Here is an 18,959-nt window from a genome sequence, read left to right as displayed (position 1 = left end):
CCGCCCCGGAATGCTCGCTCCTCGCGCTCATTGGTGCACCCTTGTCTCACTCGAGCTGATGTTGGTTCGAGTGCACCGGTGACCGTCGGGCCATCGCCCAGCTCGCTCGATCTTTGAGGTCCAGCGTGAGTTCTGCGAGGCCCGGCGGCCCGGGACACCCCGACTGGCAACAGGGCTATGCGCCGTCGAGCGCCGCTCAATGAGCGACCGGCAGTGGTGTCCCGGAACCGCCAGGTGCTTCCCCACTGGTAGCGCAGCGGAGAGGCAACCATGAGTGTGACCGACAGTGCCGCGTCGGCGCGAGGGAACTCGGCCGGGGTGGACTGGGCCAAGGACGACTACGCCGTCTGCGTCATCGACGCCGACGGTGAGCCGTTGGAGCGGCTGACGCTGACATACACCAAGACCGGCCTGAGACGGCTGATCGACCTGCTCGACCGGCATCGGGTGGACGCGGTCGGCATCGAACGCCCGGACGGCCCGATCGTCGATGCGCTGCTGGCCGCCGACACGACCGTATACGTGATCCCACCCTCGCAGGTCAAAGCACTGCGCCGACGGTACGGCTCGGCCGGGAACAAGGACGACCGGTTCGACGCCTACGTCCTGGCCGACACGGTACGCACCGACCGGCGACGGCTGACCCCGCTCGTGCTGGACAGCCCACCGACCACCGCGCTGCGCAAGCTGTGCCGCGCCCGCAAAGACCTCATCGCCCACCGCATCGCGGTCGCCAACCAGCTGCGCGCTCACCTGGCCACGGCCCTGCCGGGCACCGTCGAGCTGTTCAACGACATCGACTCGCCGATCAGCCGGCAGTTCCTGACCCGGTTCACCACCCAGGACGCCCTGGACCGGCTGTCGCCCACACGCCTGGCCGGCTGGCTCAAGAGCGTGAGCTACAGCGGCCGCACCGACCCAGCCGTGCTGCACGCCCGCATCACCGCCGCGCCTCGCGGCGCCACCGGCGACTACGGACAGACCCTGGCCGGTATCACCCGCGCCTACCTCGCCACCCTGGCCGCGATCGTGGCCCAGATCGACACCCTCAACCAGCAGATCACCGACACCCTCGACCGGCACCCCGACCGGGACATCTTCACCAGCCTGCCCCGCTCCGGCACCGTCCGCGCCGCCCGGCTGCTCGCCGAAATCGGCGACGCCCGCGGCCGATTCCCCACCCCAGCATCCCTGGCCTGCCTCGCCGGCGTCGCCCCGTCGACCCGCGAATCCGGCAAGGTCCGCATCGTCGCCTTCCGCTGGGCCGTGGACAAACAACTCCGCGACGCCGTCTGCGACTTCGCCGGCGACAGCCGCCACGCCAACCCCTGGGCAGCCAACCTCTACCAACGAGCCCGCGCCCGCGGCCACGACCACCCCCACGCCGTCCGCATCCTCGCCCGCGCCTGGCTCGACATCATCTGGAAGTGCTGGACCACCAACACCCCCTACAACCCCGACCGGCACCGAGCCCTCCAACACTTGCTCAGCCAAGATCAACCGGCGATGGCTTGACACAGGGCAACTCACGCGATCACCTCGTGCGGGTCGGGGGCCGGCAGGAAGCGGGCCGGCCGCTGCGGCTGGCTCATCGCACGTACCCAGGCCAACAGGGCGATGAAGGCCGCGCCGAGCAGCGCCATGACGAGCTGACCGATGGGGGTTCCGTACGGGCGGATGTAGTCGGTGTTGAGCAGGCCGTACGCGATCGTGGTCAGGGTCATGCCGGTGAGGAACCGGACCGCGAACCGGGGCTGGGTGCGCTTCGCCTCGACCTCCCGCCGGGTCGCGACCTCGGCGGCGGCGGCCGACGCGATCGAGCCGAGCACGTCGCCGAGTCGGTCGCCGCGGTCGGTGAGGTGCAGGATCAGCGCCGCCACCACCTGGTCGCACACCGGGTCGGCGATCTCGTCGGCGAACGCCAGCAGGGCGGGGCGGGCCAGCCATCCGGCCTGGAGGCGGGCGGCGAGCAGCCGTACCTCCTCCTGGATCTCCTCCGGCGCGGTGGCGACGGTGCCGGTGATCGCGGCCTGGAGGCCCTGGCCGGTCGCGGAGACGTCCTTGAGCCGGCGGGTCCACTCGCCGACCGCCTCGATCCGGGCGATGGCCCGCTGCTCGGCCCGGCCGACGGAGAACAGCCAGGGGGTGCCGGGCACCGCCACGGCGACCAGCAGGCCGACCACCGGCAGCCCGGTCACCAGGAAGGCCAGCGCGCCGGCCAGCACGGCGCCGACGAGCAGTGCCTGGTGGGCCCGCTGCTCGCGGGGGGTGGCCCCGGGACCGCGCCAGAACCGGGCGAGTCCCGGCCCGGCGCCCGGGCGGGGTCCGGCCGGCCGGCGGGTGCCGACGATCGCCACGACGGCCAGCAGCAGCCCGGCGACGCAGGCGGCGCCGGAGGCGACCGCGACGAGTTCGATGTCGACCACGGAACTCACCGCCGGCCCAGCCGGGTCTGCCGGGGACGTCGCCACGCGCCGGTGCCGGCCTCGATCCACCGGCCCAGCAGCCGGGCGTCGTAACCGACCCGGAGGAGCTGGTTGCGGATCCGCTCCGGCAGGTGCCGGGGGACCGCCCGGCCGTCCGGTCCCGGCCCGAAGACCGTGGTGGTGGTGATCCGGTTGCCGTCACCGACGCCGATGACCTCCTCGACGTGCGAGACGAAACGGTGCTTGCGTCCGCCGATCGCCGTCTCGTCCTCGACGGTGACGTAGACGATGAGGTCGAGCGCGTTGCCCGCCATCCGCCGGGCCTGGTCGACCGTCATCTCGCGGCCGTGCGCCAGCGCCAGCTCGATGATCCGCTCGCCGACGCCGGCCGGTGTCCGGGCGTGGATCGTGCACATCGAGCCCCGGCTGGTCGTCATCGCCTGGAGCATCGGCACGATCTCCCGGGACCGGACCTCGCCGACGATGATCCGCAGCACGCCCATGCGCAGCGAGACCGGGATCAGATCGGCGATGCTGACCTCGCCGGCCGGGCGGCCGTCCGGCCCCCGCTCGCCGTGCCCCTCCCGGGCCTCGAAGCTCATCACCGCCCGGTGCCGGTGCCCCCGCCGGGCGGGCAGCAGCTCCCGGCTCTCCTCCAGCAGCACGTACGGCTCGTCCGGCGGGATCTCGTTCATCAGCGCCCGGATGACCGTGGTCTTCCCGGCCCCGGCCAGGCCGGCGACCATGATGTTCAGCCCGGCGCGCAGGGCCGCGCGGAGGAAGTCGCGCAGCAGCGGGTCGACCATCTCGTCCAGGTCGCCCCGGCCGCCGGCGATGTCGTCCAGGCTCACGTCGAGCGTGTTGTGCTTGCGGATCACCGCGTACGGGCGGTGGCTGACCAGGAACACGGCGGCGAGGCGGCTGCCGTCGGGCAGCTGCAGGTCGAGAGTGGGCTTCGACGTCGACAGGGAGCGTTCGGTGGCGCCCGCCCGCCGGGCCGCCGCCTGGAGGATCTCCACCAGCTCGTCGTCGCTGTCGGCGATCGGCTCGGCCCAGTCGACGCCGCCGCCGTGCCGGGTGATGCGCACCTGGTCGCAGCCGAGGATGTGCACCTCCTCGATGGTGTCGTCGACCAGCAGCGTCTGGAGCCGGCCGAGCCCGGCCAGCTCGGCGGTGACCTGGTCCAGCAGGAGACGTTCCTCGCCGGCCGCCATCGGGGTGCCGGCCCGGCGGACCGCGTCCGCGTACTCGGCGACGACCGCGACCGCCAGCCGGGCGCGCTCGGTGTCCTCGGCGTCGGCGTCGAACTCCCGGCCGCGCTGCCAGAGGGTGAGCCGTTCGCTGAGTTCCCGGCGCAGCTCCCGGACCACCTGGAAGTCCACGCGGGGGCGCGGGGGCGCCTCCGGCGGCGGTGCCGGGACCGGCGTCGGATGGTGCCGGCCGTTCGGCGGCGGCAGGGGTGGCGCGATCGACGTCGCGGTGGGCGCGTGCCGGCGGGGGTCGGCGGAGACCGGTTCAAACCGCATCCGGCACCCCCTGCGCCACCGGCCAGGCCAGGCGGGCCCGCCGCCGGTCCAGCAACGCTCCGACCGGCACCTCCAGCGCGCTCGCCGCACGCATCAGCGGCCGTCCGGCCCGCACCGTGCCGCCCAGGGCCAGCACCCCGGCGGTACGCGGGTCGTGCGGCAGCCGTGCGATGACCGGCAGCCGCAGGGCCTTGCTGACCTCGCTGCGCCCGTGCCCGCCGCCGACCAGCAGCAGTCGCAGGGTGCCCGCGGGCACCCGGTGCTCGGTGAAGTCCCGCTCGATCGCCCGGACCAGGGCGCGGGTGGCGGACAGGTCGGGCAGCCGGGCGTTGGTGACCACCAGCACCACCGAGGCGGCGCGCAGGATCGGCCAGGGCGGGCCGGCCACGTGCAGGCGTCCGCAGTCGACGAGCACGTCGTACGCGGGGTCGCCGCGGTCCAGCCCGGCGAAGAAGTCGGCGAACCGCTGCCACAGCGGGACGACGCTGCCCGCCTGGGCGGGATCAACGACGCCCGGCAGCAGCAGCCGTTCCCGCTTCGGGGCGTCCAGGTCGACCAGCTGCGACCAGAACGCCGTCTCCAGGTTGCCGTCGCGCAGCTCCCCGACGGCCAGCTCGCCGATGCCCCGGGGCCCGTCGAGCGCGCCGCCGAGGTAGCCGGCGAGCACCGACCCGCCGGCCGGGTCGCACTCGGCGAGCACCAGCCGCCGGTGCCAGGTGAGCGCGCAGGCCAGCGCGGAGGTGGTGACGCCCGGCGACCCCTTGGCGGCGACCAGCGCGATGATCGCCATCAGGCCGCCTCGGTGAGGGCGACGGCGATCCGGTCCTGGGCGACCAGCGCCGCCACCGCCGGTACGTCCCGGACGGCGAGCGCCACGTACACGACGACCTCGTCGTCGTTCTCGGTGGTCGTCGTGTCGATGACGGTGGCCTCGAAGCGGGTGACACCGGTGGCCGGCCGGTCGTCGTTCCCGGCCGGGGTGCTGACCAGCAGCACCTTGTCGCCGGGGTGCAGCTTGCGGGCCGGCACCTGGGACGGTTCGAGACCCAGAGCGAGCTGCTGCTGCCCGGGGCCGAGGAGGGGCTCGTCGGTGAGCTGGTCCATGGTCAGCAACGTCCCGGGGACGAGCGCGACCTTCGCCCGCTTGCCGACCACGTCGTCCCGCCGGCCCACCGGCACCGGGGCGAGCCCCTGGCCGCCGGCGACCTGCACGGTCACCAGGTCGTCCGCGCCGATTGTCCGGCCGACCTCGACCGGGCGGGCGATCGCCAGGTAGCTGCCGGTGGCGCGGACCGAGGTGACGGCGAACGCCGCCCCGAGCCCGCCGAGAGCGATGAGGAGGACGGCCAGGCCGAGCAGCCCGGGGCGCATCCGGCGTTGCCGGACCACCCTGGGCGGGACGACCGGGGCGTCCACCGGTCCGGTTCCGTTGCGCGTCGCGAGGCTCACTCCGCCACCACCTGTAGTTCGTTGATCTGGATCGGGACCGTGCCGCTCGTCCGGGTGACCGGGATGACGTCGCTCTCGCCGCCACCGCGCCAGGTCACCGACCAGTGCGTGGTGGCGCCGACCCGGTACGTCCCGGCCTTCGGGTAGCCGCTGTGGTAGCCGCAGTCGGGGGAGCGCTTCCCGGCGTGCGCTCCGGTGGAGCTGTAGGGGGTTCCGGGGCCGGCGCAGGTGACCCTCTCCCCGTTGCCCATGTCCCAGACGATGCGGTCGACCCGCGCCTCGATGGCGACGGTCAGCCCCCGGTCGGAGGCGGACGCGCGCAGCGGGCCGAAGTAGTTGTCGCCCCGGCTGGCCCACATCCACACCGGCAGCCCGACGAGCCCAGGGCCGATCTGCCGGCGCGGTGCGACCGCCACGCGCGGCGGGAGCAGGTCGATCGAGGCGAGCGCGCGCCGGGCCAGCTCCTCCGGGTCGGGTGGGGCGCCGTAGCCGGGCGGCGGCGAGTCGCGCAGCTCCAGCCGCTGGGAGCCGAGGTCGCCGCCGTTGCAGGTCAGCACGTACCACTGCTGGCCGGCGGGAGTGTTCGCCGGCTGCGGCTCGGCCAGCTTGTAGTAGCAGCCGTCGCCGTTGTTGAACCAGCCGAGCACCTGGTCGTAGCAGGGGATGACGCGGCCGTTCCACTGGCAGGTGCCCCCGCCGCCTCCGTCGCCGCCCCCACCGTCGCCACCACCCGGGCCGCCGGTCCCACCGCCCGGGGTGCCCGGGTCGTCGTCCCAGACGTCGCAGTTGGTCTGGCCGGGCGGGCACTCCGCGCCCGGCGGGTCGGCCCAGCCGACGGCTGGCACGGACCCGGCGACCATCGCGGCGGCCAGGGCCAGGCCGGCGAGCATCCGGCGGCGTGACCGCCCGCCCCGGGTCAGCACGGCTGGTCCTCGTGCGAGGCGCCGGCGCTGATCAGCCAGCGGCCGTCGGGGTAGCGGGTGGCGGTCGCGGTGGCCAGGTGCCGGGTGCCCCGGCTGCCCGGCACCACCCGCTTGTCGCGGGCGTAGACCAGCCGCCAGCCGGTCGCGTCCAGGCAGTCCTGGATCTCCACGGTGGGCGGGACGGCGTCGAGGTCGACGGCGGTGACGGTGGGGTCGGAGACCAGCGTGCCGACGCGTACGGCACCGTGCTCCTTCGCGGTGCGGATCGCGAGGCGGACCCGGGTCAGCAACGGGTCGGCGAGGAATGTGGACAGTTCCGGATGCTGCGGATCGCTGCGTCCGCTCGCCTTCCGGGACGCGGCGAGATATCCGGAGTACGCGGCGAGCGCGGCTTTCCGGGCGGTGTGTTCGTCGGCCCCGGACCGCACCCGGGCGGGTGCCCCGTCATCGGCCGCCGTCGCGGCGGTCGCTCCCCGGTCGGTGCCGCAGCCCGTCGCGGCGCCGAGCACCGCGACCGTCACCAGGTACGCCACAACGTCCCTGAGCTGCCGTTCTAGCACTGTCGCGCCTCCTCGTCGGCATCCCGGCGGCCGGTGTCCCGGCGGATCCGGGCGTGCGGAAGCGCGGCCGAATGACCACATCCGGACCTGTGGAAAAACGCATCCGCATTTACCGTGACTGATCTTTACAAATGCAAATCCCTGTGCCGTCCCGGTCGAAAGATCGAGGGTTGCATCGCACCCAAGGGGCGAGCATAGGCTGACGGTCGCCGATGCAACAGAGGCAATTCAAGCGAACACGCTGCGTGATGAGAGGTGGTGGCAGCCGGTGGTGGCGGTCAGGTTGCCGGCCGGCGGCCGGATGGCGGGTGCGCCGGTCGCCTCCGGGTGGCGTCGCGGTCGCCGGCCGGGGTGTCGTGCGGGCCGGGCGGGCGGGCGGACTGTGGGTGAACGACGGCTCACGTCCGCTTTGCCCCTCGGTTCGGAAGCCGTCCGTCGGCCGTCCCCGTCGGAAGCGGCCAGCCGTTCGAGGGGGCGTCCGTCCGGTGTGGAGGTAAGTGCCGGCGCCGGAGCGCCCGTTACAGTACGGCGAGCCTATGGCTACCCAGCGTGTTCGTAGCGGCAGGTTCGGCACGACGGTGAGAGCACCCCGACGCGGCGGTCGGGCAGCGCTGCTCGCCGTGCTCACGGTCACCCCGGTCCTCCGGCTGGCAGTGCTGCGGCACGCCGTACCCCCGGGTTCGACACCCCGGTCCGGTTGCGACGCCTGCGGCGCCCCGGTCGACCTGGACCGCCCGTGGCCGGCGCTCGGGCCGGGTGCACGGTGCGGGCGGTGCGCCGCCCGGGTGGGCGCGCCACCCGGCACGGTGGAGGCCGCCGCGGTCGCGGCCGCGACGGTGCTCCTGCTGGTCGGGCCACCGGCCGTCGAGCTGGCCGCGGTGGCGTGGTGGCTCGGCTGGGCGGTGCCGCTCGTCTTCGTGGACGCGGCGGTGCACCGGCTGCCCGACCGGCTGACCGGGCCCGCCGCGCTCGGCACGTGGCTCCTGCTCGGGCTGGCCGCCGCCCTCGGTGCGGGGTACCCGCCGTGGCTGCGGGCCACCGCCGCCGGCCTCGCCCTGGGGCTCCTGTTCGCCGGCACCACGCTCCTGCTCGGCCGGCTCGGCTTCGGCCTCGGCGACGCCAAGCTCGCCGTGGGCGCGGGCCTGCTCCTCGGCTGGCACGGCTGGACGGTCCCGGTGCTCGGGCTCCTGCTGGCGTTCGCCCTCTCGTCGGTGGCCGCCCTGGCGCTGCTGGCGACCGGCCGGGCCCGCTGGTCCAGCCACCTCGCCTTCGGCCCGTTCCTCGTCGCGGCGACCGGCGCCGCCCTGCTGCTGACACCCGCCTGAGCCGGGACATGCCCGGTGCCCGTACCCGCCGGCCGTGACCTTCTCGACCGCCGCACAGTGACCGGCCAGCTCAAGGTGGGAGCCCTGACGGCCAGCCGCGACGGCCGAGCGGCCGTGTTTGGCGAAGGGCCCGCGGTGGAACTGTGACGGTCACGCAGACGGCGGCCGGTCAACCCGACCGCCGTTTACGACCGCGCCCGAGGCCCGGACCGTCCGCGACTCGTCGCTGTCGGCCTCCCCGCAGGCCGTGCTCGCCGCCGAGGTCGGGCACCTCGACCTGGCGTACGGCCTGTTCGCCGAGTCCGTGTCGCAGGACCTCGCGGACCTCGGCGACAAGACCGCCGACGGGCTGTACCTGGCGTCGCTGGCCGGTGCGTGGCTGGCGCTGGTGCAGGGCTTCGGCGGTCTGCGCGACGACCGGGGAGTGCTCTCCTTCGACCCGCGGCTGCCCGCGGAGATCCGGCGGCTCGCCTTCTGCCTGCGCTGGCACGGCCACCGCCTGGCGGTGACACTGACCGCCGCCGAGGCCCGGTACGAGCTGCCGGACGCCGACCCGGACACGACCGTCGAGCTGTGGCACCACGGCGAACACATCCACCTGACCGGCGGCAGCGCGGCAACCCGCCCAATGCCCCCAATCCCCGCCCCCGCCCCAGTCCCCCATTCCCCCCCCGCCGCCCCCAGGTGAAAGGAAGGGCCCCTTCTCAACGCCTCCGGTAGTGGAAGGGCCCCTTCTTAACACCGAGGCGCGGTACGAAGAGACTCACTACGGTGGGGGCGTGCCCGACCTCCAGCGGCTCGCCGCCCACCACGCCGACCCGCTGCTCGCGTTCGAGCGGGACAACCGCGCCTGGTTCGCGCGGTCGATCCCGGACCGCGGGGACGACTACTTCGCCGACTTCCCGGCCCGGCACGCCACTCTCCTCGCCGAGCAGGCCACCGGCGCGTGTCACTTCCACGTCCTGGTCGACGACGACGGTCGCGTCCTCGGCCGCTTCAACCTGGTCGACGTCGCCGACGGGGAGGCCGAGCTGGGCTACCGGGTCGCGCAGCGGGCCGTCGGGCGCGGGCTCGCGACCGACGGCGTCCGGCAGGTGTGCACGCTCGCCCGGGACGCGTACGGATTGCGCCGGCTGACCGCCGCGACGACCCTGGACAATCCCGCTTCGCTGGCGGTGCTCCGGCACACCGGGTTCACGCCCGTCGGCGAGGTGTCACTCGACGGCCGCCCCGGGTTGCGGCACCGCCGTCAGCTGACCCTCGACGGCTGAGCCGCCGGCCATGTGCCGGCGCACCTCCTCCAGCGCCTCGAACGCGTACGCCCAGTTGTGGCACTTGAAACTGCGCAGCCCCTCGATCGGCGTACGGCAGTCGGCGCAGCGCACCCCGGCGATCCCGTCCGGGATCTCGGTGTTGACGAACTTGCGCTCGCCGAGGATGACCGTCGCGATCATCATGCGGTCGTGCACCCCGGCCAGCGCCGAGTTGACGATGTCGTACCAGTTGACCCGCCGAGCGCACTTCGGGCAGTCCGGCTCGTCGCCACTGACCCACAACGGCGCGCCGATGCTGCGCGGCGGCATGCCGAGGAGCTTCTCGATCCGGCGTACGTCGGACTCGCTGGTCGTCCAGCGGTGCCGGCCCGGCAGTGACGCCGGCGAGTCGTAGACGGCGCGGAACAGGACCGGATCGACCTCCACGGTCTCGCGCTGACGGGTCATCGGCGTCCTCCTCGACGATCGGTGTTCCACCGTCGCCGCAGCGGACGGCGGGTGCAACCAGATCAACGACAGGGCAGCCCGGCGATCACCGTCCCGTTCGGTTCAGGAGAAGTCCGTTGCTCCTTCCAGCTCTGCGAAGAGCAGGTGCTCCGCACCGTCCAGGGTCACGTGGGCATTCATCTTGACGCCCGGCATGCGCCGGGTGCTCGATCCGATCCGCCACCGCCAACTGACCAGCCCCTGCGCGTTGGCGGTCGCCGCACCCAGTCCCCGCGCGCGGCTGGTGCGCCCGCTCGGGTAGACGATTTTCAGGTTGCAGGGGGCGTTGGGGCGGGTGCAGGCGAGCACGCGGCCGTGCCCACCGATCCAAGCCGTTCCGACGGCCGCGGTGTTCAACACGAAGATGTTCAGCGAGTCGCAGATCTTCGATATCGACTTCCCCCAGGCGCGGACCTCCGGGGTGCTGATGCTCGCGAAATGCAGCCCGACCGCCGTGAAGGTCTCCCGGTCCAGCCACAGTGCCCCCGAGTCGCCGTGTTGGGAAAGCACCCCCTGGGGCAGCGGGAAGTCGTCGGGAACGACCGAGAACTCCACCCCGTCGGTGCCGTCGATGGTGCCGCCCGTGACACCGGTCCGCAGCCCGGACTTGATCACCTTGAGGCCGACGACGTGCGGTTTGCTGCCGGACGCCGGCTGTGGCAGCCCGACGATGTCGGTGGAGACGTTCCGGCCGCGGGTGCCGTCCTGCTCGCCGATCGAGCAGACGGCAGCGTCCAGACCCTGATCCCAGCGCAGGAGCCGGCCGAGGAAGTTGTTCGGTGGCTCCGGGTCGGGCGCCACCGGGTCGGGCTGGATGATCGGGTCCATCGCGACCGGCGGATTGGCGACCGCGACGTGCCAGTTCGTCAGCGCCAGAGGTCGCAGGGTGCCCCGCTCGAACACGATGGACCCCAGCGTGCCGGGGTCGCCGGTGCCGGGACCTCCCACCTTGAGATTTCCGATGTTGATGCCGCCGAGGACCGGATCCTGACGGGAGTGGCGGAAATCCGCGTCGGGTTCGGGGTTGCTCTCGATGACGTCAACCGGAACGCCGTCGATCTCATCGGGCAACCGCTCGCTTTCGGCGAGGCTTCGTGTCGGCACCTTGCGGGTGACGTGTACCCGGATCGCGAGACGGTCCGAGGGGCGTCTGCGCTTGAACGCGAAGCCGATGTCGACGGAACGGACGTTCGGGAATGCCATCAGGCGCTTCCGGTGGCGACGCATGAACGTGAGCAGCCGATCCTGTTCCTGCGGAGTGATCTCGTGCACGGCGCCCTCCCCTCCCGTGGAACCTCACCTGCGCCCGACCGCGATGCTGCTGCTCGTCCTCCTGCCGGTGCCGTTCCCCTTGTACGCCACGCCATGCCCCGGGTCACCTCGGCCACCCGGGCCGGCCCGCCTTGGCATTCCGGGTTGGGGCAGCTGGGGGCTCCCATCCTCGACACCCGGTTTGCTCTGATTTCGGGCGATCAACATGGGTCTTGCCTTCGGCGTAAGGGGAGTGCTCCGGAGTCTGATTCGGTTGCCTCGGAAAGGGGTTGCCGCCGGCCAGGCCAGTGGATAGGAAACGTGCATGCTAAGGGGCAGCAAGGTCGGGCTCAGGGCCCGGCACGAGGACGACATCCCGATCCTGCAGGCCGAGCTCTACGACGACGTGGTCAACCACTCGCGGTCCCAAGCCCGGCCGTGGCGGCCGATCACGCCCGGCTCGAAGAACCCGCAGCTCGTGGTGGACGACAAGGAGCAGGGGCACGTCCCGTTCTCGGTGGTGGAGCTGGACGGCGGCGCGCTGGTCGGCACCGCGGTGCTGTGGGGCATCGACAACCACAACCGGTCCGCGCACATCGGGCTGGGGCTGCTGCCGTCCTTCCGTGGCAAGGGCTACGGCACCGACGTGGTCGCGGTGCTGTGCCACTACGGTTTCGTGGTGCGCGGCCTGCATCGGCTGCAGATCGAGACGCTGTCGGACAACCACGCGATGCTGCGCTCCGCCGAGCGCAACGGCTTCGTCCGCGAGGGCGTGCTGCGCTCCTCGGCCTGGGTGATGGGCGAGTTCCTGGACGAGGTGCTGCTCGGGCTCATCGCCCACGAATGGAAGCTGGACTCGAAGGGCTAGTACGGGCTAGTAGTGCTTTGTTAGGTTGTTGTGGCGTGTCGCTTGTACGGGGATCGTGGCGGTGTTTGGCTGCGGTGCGTGGATGAGCGGGATCTGGTTCGGGTGCGGGCGCGGCTGGAGGACTGAACCGCCCTCGGCCTCGACCACTTCGAAGGCCGCTCCTGGATCGGCCGGCACCGCCACGTCACCCTCACCGCAGCCGCCCAACTGTTCCTCACCCAACTGAGGCTGACACGCCCAAAAGCAGCGGGGCAGACCTGAGCCTCTACGCCGTCCTCCGCGAACTGCAATGCCTACTCGCGATCTGGCTCGGGTTCTGCCCCCTCTGCCGCCAACTCGTCCTAACCTGACAAAGCACTATTAGCTGCTGTACCGGTCCGAATCACGGCAACAGCGGCCCCGTAAAGGGCTGGCTGGGCCCGACGATGGCTCGAATACGCGCGGAACAGCCAGTGGATCGAATACAACTATCAAGGCCATGTGGCTCTCAGCCGGGCTCTGGCCTTGACCCGAGACGGTTGCGATTTGGAGCTGACCGGATGATTGGCATTCCAGCTAGTGGAGGAACACCGTGGTTGACGACAATCTGACTAGGGGCGGAGCATTCCTGCTCACGGTTTGCGGGCTGCTGCTAGCTGCCCTCGCCTTGACCATCGGAGTCATCACCGCTGTGATGGTTCTGGCCGGGATCGGCGTCCTCCTGGGAGCAGTGTTTATTCATGCCGGGCTGGTAAGGAGCGCAGACCAGCGCAACGACAGATAACGCCTCGCTGCACAGGGGAACGGACAGGGCCCCGGCAAAGTCGCGGAGCGCCCGGCTTGATGTGGTTGGCGTAGACGCGCCCTTGCCGGTGGCAGGAGGGCGGGCATGACCGGTTCAGATGATCATCGAGGTTCCTACGCCTTGTTGATCGTCCGAAGTGAGTCATGCCCGGCCTGCCATCATCGCTGATCTCGTCCTTGTCACGCGCACCGGCGATCACCGTGCCCGAAACCGCTGCTGGGCTGCGCGCTGCACACGGCGCTGCCCACGACGAGCACGGCCAGCCGGTGCCGGTCCGGCTGGCCACCGACAACGGGCCGGCGTTCACGTCGGCCGCGCTCGCCCGGTTCATCGCCGCCCGACCCGAGCTGACCCACATCTGCGCCCGCAAGAAGGCACCAAACACCAACGGCGTACGCGAACAAGCGTTCGGGCCACTGAAGTACGAACGGCTCTACCACGAGGAGATCACCGACGGGCCGACGCTCGACGCCATCGCCGAGGCGTACCGGGCCGAGTTCAACCACGTCCGCCCGCACGAGGGCATCGCGTTCAACCCGCCCGCCGAGGTCCACCTCGGCCAGGCCGATCCCACCATCCCCAACTTTTCGAAGATCAAATCCTGCCCAAAACCTGACGCGGGACAAGAAGTCGTTGGCGGCGACGCCCAAAGGCCGGACCCGCCGCTACCGCTACTACACCTGCTTCACCCGCACCCGCTACGGCAAGCACGCCACCTGCACCGCGCCCCGGCTCCCCGCCGACGAGCTCGACCGCATGATCCTGCGGGCCCTGCACGACTTCTACACCACCGCCGAGCCCGTCCTGGCCGCCATGATCGAACGCGCCCAAGCCCAACGCGACAGCACCGCCGACGACCGGCGCGCCGAACTCACCGCCACAGCCAACCAGATCACCCACACCGAGAACGCGATCACCTGCTACCACACCGCCTTTGAGAACGGCACCATGGACGACGCCACCGCCGGACCCCGCATCCGCTCCGCCAACGGCTCGCCCAACTCCAGGCCCGGCACACCGAACTCGACGCCGACCCGACCGCCCAGCCCACGCCCCGCCGCCCGGCACCGTCGCCCGCATCCGCGACCACCTCGCCACCATTCTGGCGAGCGGCACCACCACCGAGCGCAAGGCCGCCATCGAGACACTCATTGCCGAAGTTCAACTCACCGACCAGGGAGTCGTACCCGTGTTCAAGATTCCCACCGACACGACAATGCCCCCGCCCGAAACGGACGGGGGCACCTCGAAAGAGCCACCGGTTCGCACAATGGTGCGGTCGGTGGGCCGCCAGGGACTCGAACCCTGAATCCCTCCGGCGTGGTATGGATCGTCTCGCATCGGGCGGATCGAGGCGCTGACCTGGGCGACGTCTGGTGTCGCCTTACAACGATTGACAGTTCTTGTCGGCGTCATTTGTGCCCGAGGTGTGCCCGATGATCTTGCCTACTTCGACCGTTGCGTAGCTCGATTCGCCTCGTATCCGCTGGGCGCTGCCACCCGAGCAACCGATGCGCCTACTTCCCGACAAGTGATCTTCTGCGCTGAACGGCGGGGTCGCGGTCCGTGGTCGCGCTGTGGCATGGTGCGGTCGTGAGTGAGACGGGGCAGACGGATCGGGTGACGGCAGTGCCGGACAAGCTGAATCAGTGGCATGACTTCCGCAAGAGCGTGGCGCTGGTGTCGATGGTGCTGTTCTTCTTGTGCCTGGTCGGCCTGGGCTTCCTGGCCTATCAACTGGTCATCGTTGGTGACGACCGTGGAGTCTTCAACCCGTGGTCATTCTTGCGATTCATGTCGGTGACAGTGCCGCTAGGTGTGGCTGCGGTGACGGGCGTCGGCGTCTACCGGGCCGCTAACAACGCCGAGTCGAAGCGGCGTGGCCGGATCATGACCCTCGCGCTCCTCGTCGCCGCGGTCATGCTCGTTGTGACCGGCGTTATCAAGGATCGCCTGTCGTGAGCTTCTCGGTTGAGCCCAGCGCCCTGGAGCGCGCCGCTTCCCGCCTCAACGAGGCGAGCCTCGACGCCCAGGCCGCCAAGGCGTACATACTCAAGCACACCGACATGCCCGTGCCGGGCCAAGGACTGCTCAGCGAGGTATGGCCTGCGCACCAGCTGCTTCTCGACGCGATGAACAAGCGGCTCGCTCACCTGGTCGAGCTGCTGGAGAAGTCCCGGGACGCGCTCCAGGGCACTGCGGACTACTACCGGTACACGGACGCCGGCAACGCGGCCCGGCTGGACGCCACCTACCCGACGGTTGACCGCAGCGGTTACGAGGTGCCTGGCGGGCGCCCGTTGACTGGGAACCTGCCGTGATCGAGCCGATCGGCATCTTGGACGCCATCTCCATCTCCCACTGGGTCAACCAGATCATCAAGGACGTCGCCGGCTACGACGTCATCGGCACCATCACCAACGTCTTCGTCGGCGACTGGCAGAGCTTCTACAAAGCAGGTGACGCCTACGGCAACCTCGGCCAGAGCCTGCAAGCCCTCGGCCAGAACGTCAGCTTGACCGCCGCGCAGATGGATCACCAGTGGGACGGACAGGCCGCCGACGCCGCCTTCGTCTACCTCCGCAAACTCGCGACGGCAGCCGTCGAGCAGAACGTCGTCCTGACCCAGATCGAGGAGAACTACCACGAAGCAGCCCGCGCCATCTGGCTCCTGGCCGACATGATCGGCGGCCTCATCAAGATGATGATCGACAAGGCCATCATCATCGGCGTCAGCGCCGCCGCAGGGACCGCGCTCATCGAGACCGGCGTCGGTGCCGTCGCCGGCTACGGCATCGCCGCCTGGCAAGCCACCGAGCTGGTCAAGAAGGTCAACGACGCCGCACTGAAGATTCAAGCCGGCGGCACGGCCATCCTCAGTTTCTTCAGCTTCATCAAGGCTCTTGCCGAGCAAGGCGGCGACCTGTCCAAGTTCCCCCTGCCGGACCGGCCCTACGTCAGCCCGGTGCTCCATGACGCGGCCTGACTCCGAACCCGAGCGGCAGTTCCTCGGCCTCACCGAAGGCGACCCCGGCCTCGCCAAGCTCGTCCACGCCAGCCTCACCCGCCTCCGCGACGGTGCCGCTGGTGACGACCTCCAGGAACTGGCCCGCGACATCCTCGCCGGCCGCACCGACCTCCGACAAATCGCCGCCACCGACGCCTACGGCGGAGAACTCCTCGACCGCTTCCACCGCTTCAGGGACTGGGAACAGAATCTCGACCCAGACGAGCGGCAACGCCTCGCCGACGAAGCGGCTGAACTCGCCGCAGGTCAAGGCATCCGCGATCAGCAGTAGAGGCCGCTAGTGAGGGATCCGCGCTCGTCGCGCTCGGCAACGGCGAGGATGACTACGACGTTGCTCTCGTTGGGCAACACCGGCCGCCAGGATGGGACCGACACCCGGGATGGCTTGGATCGCGGTGTAGCCGGCGTGCCCGGCGAGTCAGGCCCGGATCGGCCCACCAACGATGCCGAAGTCGACCGCGTCGATCAGTCGACACAGCGAGGCAACCCGACCGCGGTATGCCCCGCAGGCGAGGCTTCTCCGACGTGCCTCGGCCGGGCTGTCGGAGCTGGTGGTCATCTTGTCTGCGACCACGTTCAATGTGCAGCGTGCTTCTCCCGCAACGCCCCGGCCGACGGTCTCCACTGCCCGCAGGGTCCCTTCGGGCCCTTGAATGATCTCGACGAACAGGCCGAGCAGCCGTGAATTGCGCACGAGCGGTCCATCCGTCATCGTCCGCCCTTCAGCTGTTCGCTTCGTCGCCGCTTCCGAGAGCATCCCTGACACGGAAGTCAGGCTGACCGTTGGTCCACTGCTGTACCGGCCCCGAGCGCGGCGATAGCGATCCGGGTCAGGGCCGCTGACCTGCGTCTGAGTGGGCCGCCAGGGACTCGAACCCTGAACCTATGGATTAAAAGTCACCTATATGAGATCAAAGTCGTCTCAATCGCAGACGGTAGTCGAGTGAGTGTCGACCGTCCGGCCGTGTAGGGGCGCGTCCGCACCGGTTCGGGCTGTTCCGCGCCCATGACTACTCGCGGTGATGTAGCGATTGGTCATCGACTGGGACGGAATCCGGGGTTCATGTGGTGCGTCCGTCAGGGTGGGGGAGCATCCGAGCACCCGCGGAGCACCCGAACCCGTTGGCGCCCGGTGCCGGTCGGCGATGCGTTTGTCACGGCAGGGCGGGGCCAGACCCAAGGCGGCGACGAGCTCTGCCACGTCCGGGTATCGGTCGGCGGGTGCCAAGCCGAGCGGGAACACGCGGGCCGCGCCATCGCTGCACGGCAGCAGCCCGAGCCGGTCCAGCTCCTCGACCACCGGGCCGAGCAGGTCGTTGTAGCTGCTCTCACCGTGGAAGTCCCGCTCGGTGAGGGCCAGGTTGAGTAAGTCGTAAGCCACTGCGGATCGTCGCGCCAAGCCGTGACGGGTGGCCGGCATCGGCACGGAGCGCGTCTGCCAGGCACCGGTGTCGCAGCTTCCGACGGGACATGGCGAGTTCCAGCCGCAGGACACCCGGCAGTGTGCTGCGCAATACGGATTCACGCCTTGATCAGCTGCCGACGTTCCGTATCAAGCGATGCCAGCGGCAGGGGTAGCGCTGCGGGTCAGCCACGCCGTACGCTTATCGTCACCGGCCTACATTCGATGTAGCTCCGAGACTAATGAGCGCCGCAGCCCCCTTTCGGGGCCAGCTACCTACTACATGATTGCCGCACTTCGGCGTGACGCCCGCGGCCAACGCGTAGCGGCGACGCATTTCAAATCATCTTTCTTTCTGAGTGACTGCAGCGAGGCCGGACGACCGCAGCACGCTGCCCATTCCACGTTGGCCCGCCCTGCTCGGGGCGGCCGTCGGCGTGCGCTGGGCCCCGCCGTCACCAGAAAGGCCACAGGCATGTCGTACGACGATCTGCTCGTGGTCGGCCTCGACCTGTGCACAGGTCGAGGCCGACCACGCCTCAGAAGGCTTTTACGAGTACTGGCAGAGCAAGGGACGCAATGGGGATCGCAGCCTGGTGTGCCTCTACTGCTATCAGGGCAGCGCAGGGCAACCCGGCGTGCTCGTACCCCTCGTCGTCAAAGGGAGGGAAGGCGGGCGGCGCCGGCTGCATTTCGCCCACCCGCCGAACATGGCGCCGGCAGGCGGTCATGCACCGGAGACGGCATGGCACGCCGACGGTAAACTGCTCCTGGCCGGCTGGGCCCGCCGGCAGTCAAACGTAGCCGCCGTTCGGGTGGAGTGGCACACCGACGACCGCCGCAGACGCGCCGACGTCCTGGTGGAACTCCACGACGGCACACACATCGTGCTGGAACTACAGAACCAGGCGCTCACCGACCGCGACTGGCTTGCCCGCCACCGCGACTACGCCGATCGTGGCATCGTTGATGTCTGGCTGTGGCGCCCGGGACTGGACCGCCCCGGCATCTTGCTCACCCACGGCGTCGCTCTGCACTACCTCGACGTAGCCGAAGGCCGCTGCGGCATCCCCCTCGGCCGACCGCATACCCGGACCGCCGACTGGCACGCCAGCCCCCACCCGGAGCACTTCGGCCTGCACTACCCCGCCTGCCTCAACGACCAGATCACCGTACGGTGGGCACCATTGGGTGACCTCGCCCTAGACGCGCGTGGCATCGCCCTGCCCATGAAGGTGTGCGACGAACTGAACCGCACTGCGGCGGCTGTCCGCGCCGAGGCCGCCGCTCGCGCTGCCCGAATCGCCCTACTCCGCCGCCCCAATCCCCAGCCGGCCCCCAATCCCCACGACGCGATCGCAACGCCGAGCCGGCTAGCGCCGACCCGCCCCCGCCGCGCGACGGCCATCCCGCCACCGTCCCGGGTCCCCCGCCCGGCGACCAACAAAGTGGACGAGCGCCCAGACAATCCCTGGCGACGTCGGGTCTGGACCTGCCCCGGCTGCGGCAACCGCACCGGCCTACTGGTCTGCACCATCTGCCATCCGAGCCAGCCGCATCGTTAGAACCGGTCCTGAGCGAGAACCCGCGATACACACCGTTTGGTCGCGAGGCCGGTCGGCAGGGAGCCGGACGCCTGCATCGCGGTCGCCTCCTG

The 18,959-nt window shown here is 70.7% G+C and carries 21 protein-coding genes and 1 pseudogene; 12 read left to right on the top strand and 10 right to left on the bottom strand.

The features are described 5' to 3' along the window. The first annotated feature begins 270 nt into the window (after nt 1–270). A complete protein-coding gene (locus tag GKC29_RS03160; protein ID WP_155329394.1) occupies nt 271–1,515 on the top strand; it encodes an IS110 family transposase in 1,245 nt (414 codons plus the stop codon). 11 nt (nt 1,516–1,526) lie between these two features. Here GKC29_RS03160 and GKC29_RS03155 read toward each other — a convergent pair whose 3' ends face one another. The 6 genes from GKC29_RS03155 to GKC29_RS03130 are packed head-to-tail and all read right to left on the bottom strand — an operon-like array spanning nt 1,527 to nt 6,965. Beyond that, the gene (locus GKC29_RS03155; protein ID WP_155329393.1) at nt 1,527–2,471 is read right to left on the bottom strand and encodes a type II secretion system F family protein; all 945 of its coding nucleotides are present in this window, start codon (nt 2,469–2,471) and stop codon (nt 1,527–1,529) included. Continuing rightward, a complete protein-coding gene (locus GKC29_RS03150; protein WP_155329392.1) occupies nt 2,432–3,952 on the bottom strand; it encodes a CpaF family protein in 1,521 nt (506 codons plus the stop codon). Before GKC29_RS03150 ends, GKC29_RS03155 begins: the two co-directional genes overlap by 40 nt. Continuing rightward, the gene (locus GKC29_RS03145) at nt 3,942–4,742 is read right to left on the bottom strand and encodes a ParA family protein (RefSeq protein WP_155329391.1); all 801 of its coding nucleotides are present in this window, start codon (nt 4,740–4,742) and stop codon (nt 3,942–3,944) included. The genes GKC29_RS03150 and GKC29_RS03145 overlap by 11 nt, the downstream gene beginning before the upstream one ends. Next, a complete protein-coding gene (locus tag GKC29_RS03140) occupies nt 4,742–5,401 on the bottom strand; it encodes an SAF domain-containing protein (RefSeq protein WP_155329390.1) in 660 nt (219 codons plus the stop codon). Before GKC29_RS03140 ends, GKC29_RS03145 begins: the two co-directional genes overlap by 1 nt. After that, entirely contained in the window at nt 5,398–6,324 is a 927-nt protein-coding gene (locus GKC29_RS03135) for a hypothetical protein (RefSeq protein WP_155329389.1), read from the bottom strand. The genes GKC29_RS03140 and GKC29_RS03135 overlap by 4 nt, the downstream gene beginning before the upstream one ends. Continuing rightward, on the bottom strand, nt 6,318–6,965 hold the full coding sequence (locus tag GKC29_RS03130) for a hypothetical protein (RefSeq protein ID WP_370463305.1): 648 nt from the start codon (nt 6,963–6,965) through the stop codon (nt 6,318–6,320). Before GKC29_RS03130 ends, GKC29_RS03135 begins: the two co-directional genes overlap by 7 nt. Before the next feature lie 455 nt (nt 6,966–7,420). Between GKC29_RS03130 and GKC29_RS03125 the strand changes: the two genes are divergently transcribed. The 3 genes from GKC29_RS03125 (at nt 7,421) to GKC29_RS03115 (ending at nt 9,480) form a co-directional block, all read left to right on the top strand. Next, complete coding sequence (locus GKC29_RS03125; RefSeq protein WP_155329387.1) at nt 7,421–8,209, top strand: A24 family peptidase; 789 nt, start codon at nt 7,421–7,423, stop codon at nt 8,207–8,209. A gap of 118 nt (nt 8,210–8,327) precedes the next feature. After that, nucleotides 8,328–8,897, top strand: coding sequence for a glycosyl hydrolase family 65 protein (locus GKC29_RS03120; protein WP_370463304.1), 570 nt, complete (start codon nt 8,328–8,330; stop codon nt 8,895–8,897). 91 nt (nt 8,898–8,988) lie between these two features. Beyond that, nucleotides 8,989–9,480, top strand: a complete 492-nt coding sequence (locus tag GKC29_RS03115) for a GNAT family N-acetyltransferase (RefSeq protein ID WP_155329386.1) — start codon at nt 8,989–8,991, stop codon at nt 9,478–9,480. Here GKC29_RS03115 and GKC29_RS03110 read toward each other — a convergent pair. Together GKC29_RS03110 and GKC29_RS03105 are read right to left on the bottom strand one after the other, a co-directional pair. Further along, nucleotides 9,424–9,930, bottom strand: a complete 507-nt coding sequence (locus GKC29_RS03110; RefSeq protein WP_155329385.1) for a hypothetical protein — start codon at nt 9,928–9,930, stop codon at nt 9,424–9,426. The two genes, GKC29_RS03115 and GKC29_RS03110, sit on opposite strands and share 57 nt — an antisense overlap. Before the next feature lie 102 nt (nt 9,931–10,032). Next, the gene (locus tag GKC29_RS03105) at nt 10,033–11,241 is read right to left on the bottom strand and encodes a hypothetical protein (protein ID WP_155329384.1); all 1,209 of its coding nucleotides are present in this window, start codon (nt 11,239–11,241) and stop codon (nt 10,033–10,035) included. 304 nt (nt 11,242–11,545) lie between these two features. Between GKC29_RS03105 and GKC29_RS03100 the strand changes: the two genes are divergently transcribed. The 7 genes and pseudogenes from GKC29_RS03100 to GKC29_RS03065 all read left to right on the top strand — a co-directional run bounded on the left by GKC29_RS03100 (nt 11,546) and on the right by GKC29_RS03065 (nt 16,171). Then, nucleotides 11,546–12,088, top strand: coding sequence for a GNAT family N-acetyltransferase (locus tag GKC29_RS03100; protein ID WP_155329383.1), 543 nt, complete (start codon nt 11,546–11,548; stop codon nt 12,086–12,088). A 927-nt stretch (nt 12,089–13,015) separates the two neighbouring features. Continuing rightward, nucleotides 13,016–13,354: pseudogene (locus GKC29_RS30460) on the top strand (hypothetical protein); the annotation flags it as partial. Nucleotides 13,355–13,505: 151 nt separating this feature from the next. After that, nucleotides 13,506–14,312 carry a zinc ribbon domain-containing protein gene (locus GKC29_RS30455; protein ID WP_196255791.1) on the top strand — a complete coding sequence of 269 codons (807 nt, stop codon included), beginning with the start codon at nt 13,506–13,508 and terminating at the stop codon, nt 14,310–14,312. Between the two features lie 153 nt (nt 14,313–14,465). After that, entirely contained in the window at nt 14,466–14,834 is a 369-nt protein-coding gene (locus GKC29_RS03080; protein ID WP_230688898.1) for a hypothetical protein, read from the top strand. Beyond that, nucleotides 14,831–15,193, top strand: coding sequence for a WXG100 family type VII secretion target (locus tag GKC29_RS03075; RefSeq protein ID WP_155329382.1), 363 nt, complete (start codon nt 14,831–14,833; stop codon nt 15,191–15,193). Before GKC29_RS03080 ends, GKC29_RS03075 begins: the two co-directional genes overlap by 4 nt. Further along, nucleotides 15,190–15,858, top strand: coding sequence for a hypothetical protein (locus tag GKC29_RS03070; RefSeq protein ID WP_155329381.1), 669 nt, complete (start codon nt 15,190–15,192; stop codon nt 15,856–15,858). The genes GKC29_RS03075 and GKC29_RS03070 overlap by 4 nt, the downstream gene beginning before the upstream one ends. Further along, the gene (locus GKC29_RS03065) at nt 15,845–16,171 is read left to right on the top strand and encodes a hypothetical protein (protein WP_155329380.1); all 327 of its coding nucleotides are present in this window, start codon (nt 15,845–15,847) and stop codon (nt 16,169–16,171) included. Before GKC29_RS03070 ends, GKC29_RS03065 begins: the two co-directional genes overlap by 14 nt. 147 nt (nt 16,172–16,318) lie before the next feature. Here GKC29_RS03065 and GKC29_RS03060 read toward each other — a convergent pair whose 3' ends face one another. Together GKC29_RS03060 and GKC29_RS03055 are read right to left on the bottom strand one after the other, a co-directional pair. Further along, nucleotides 16,319–16,666, bottom strand: a complete 348-nt coding sequence (locus GKC29_RS03060; protein WP_155329379.1) for a hypothetical protein — start codon at nt 16,664–16,666, stop codon at nt 16,319–16,321. A 156-nt stretch (nt 16,667–16,822) separates the two neighbouring features. Next, nucleotides 16,823–17,326, bottom strand: coding sequence for a hypothetical protein (locus GKC29_RS03055; RefSeq protein WP_155329378.1), 504 nt, complete (start codon nt 17,324–17,326; stop codon nt 16,823–16,825). Between the two features lie 335 nt (nt 17,327–17,661). Here GKC29_RS03055 and GKC29_RS03050 point away from each other — a divergent pair, with 335 nt between their 5' ends. Then, on the top strand, nt 17,662–18,867 hold the full coding sequence (locus GKC29_RS03050; RefSeq protein ID WP_155329377.1) for a competence protein CoiA family protein: 1,206 nt from the start codon (nt 17,662–17,664) through the stop codon (nt 18,865–18,867). Nucleotides 18,868–18,959: the final 92 nt, after the last annotated feature.

This window comes from Micromonospora sp. WMMC415 (assembly GCF_009707425.1).
GTDB lineage: Bacteria > Actinomycetota > Actinomycetes > Mycobacteriales > Micromonosporaceae > Micromonospora.
This window is presented reverse-complemented; position numbering and strand designations above follow the sequence as displayed.

Coding starts and splice junctions, on each gene's coding strand:
- GKC29_RS03160 (WP_155329394.1), top strand. CDS start 271: ATGAGTGTGACCGACAGTGCCGCGTCGGCGCGAGGGAACTCGGCCGGG.
- GKC29_RS03065 (WP_155329380.1), top strand. CDS start 15,845: ATGACGCGGCCTGACTCCGAACCCGAGCGGCAGTTCCTCGGCCTCACC.
- GKC29_RS03145 (WP_155329391.1), bottom strand. CDS start 4,742: ATGGCGATCATCGCGCTGGTCGCCGCCAAGGGGTCGCCGGGCGTCACC.
- GKC29_RS03110 (WP_155329385.1), bottom strand. CDS start 9,930: ATGACCCGTCAGCGCGAGACCGTGGAGGTCGATCCGGTCCTGTTCCGC.
- GKC29_RS03130 (WP_370463305.1), bottom strand. CDS start 6,965: ATGTGGTCATTCGGCCGCGCTTCCGCACGCCCGGATCCGCCGGGACAC.
- GKC29_RS03100 (WP_155329383.1), top strand. CDS start 11,546: ATGCTAAGGGGCAGCAAGGTCGGGCTCAGGGCCCGGCACGAGGACGAC.
- GKC29_RS03150 (WP_155329392.1), bottom strand. CDS start 3,952: ATGCGGTTTGAACCGGTCTCCGCCGACCCCCGCCGGCACGCGCCCACC.
- GKC29_RS03125 (WP_155329387.1), top strand. CDS start 7,421: ATGGCTACCCAGCGTGTTCGTAGCGGCAGGTTCGGCACGACGGTGAGA.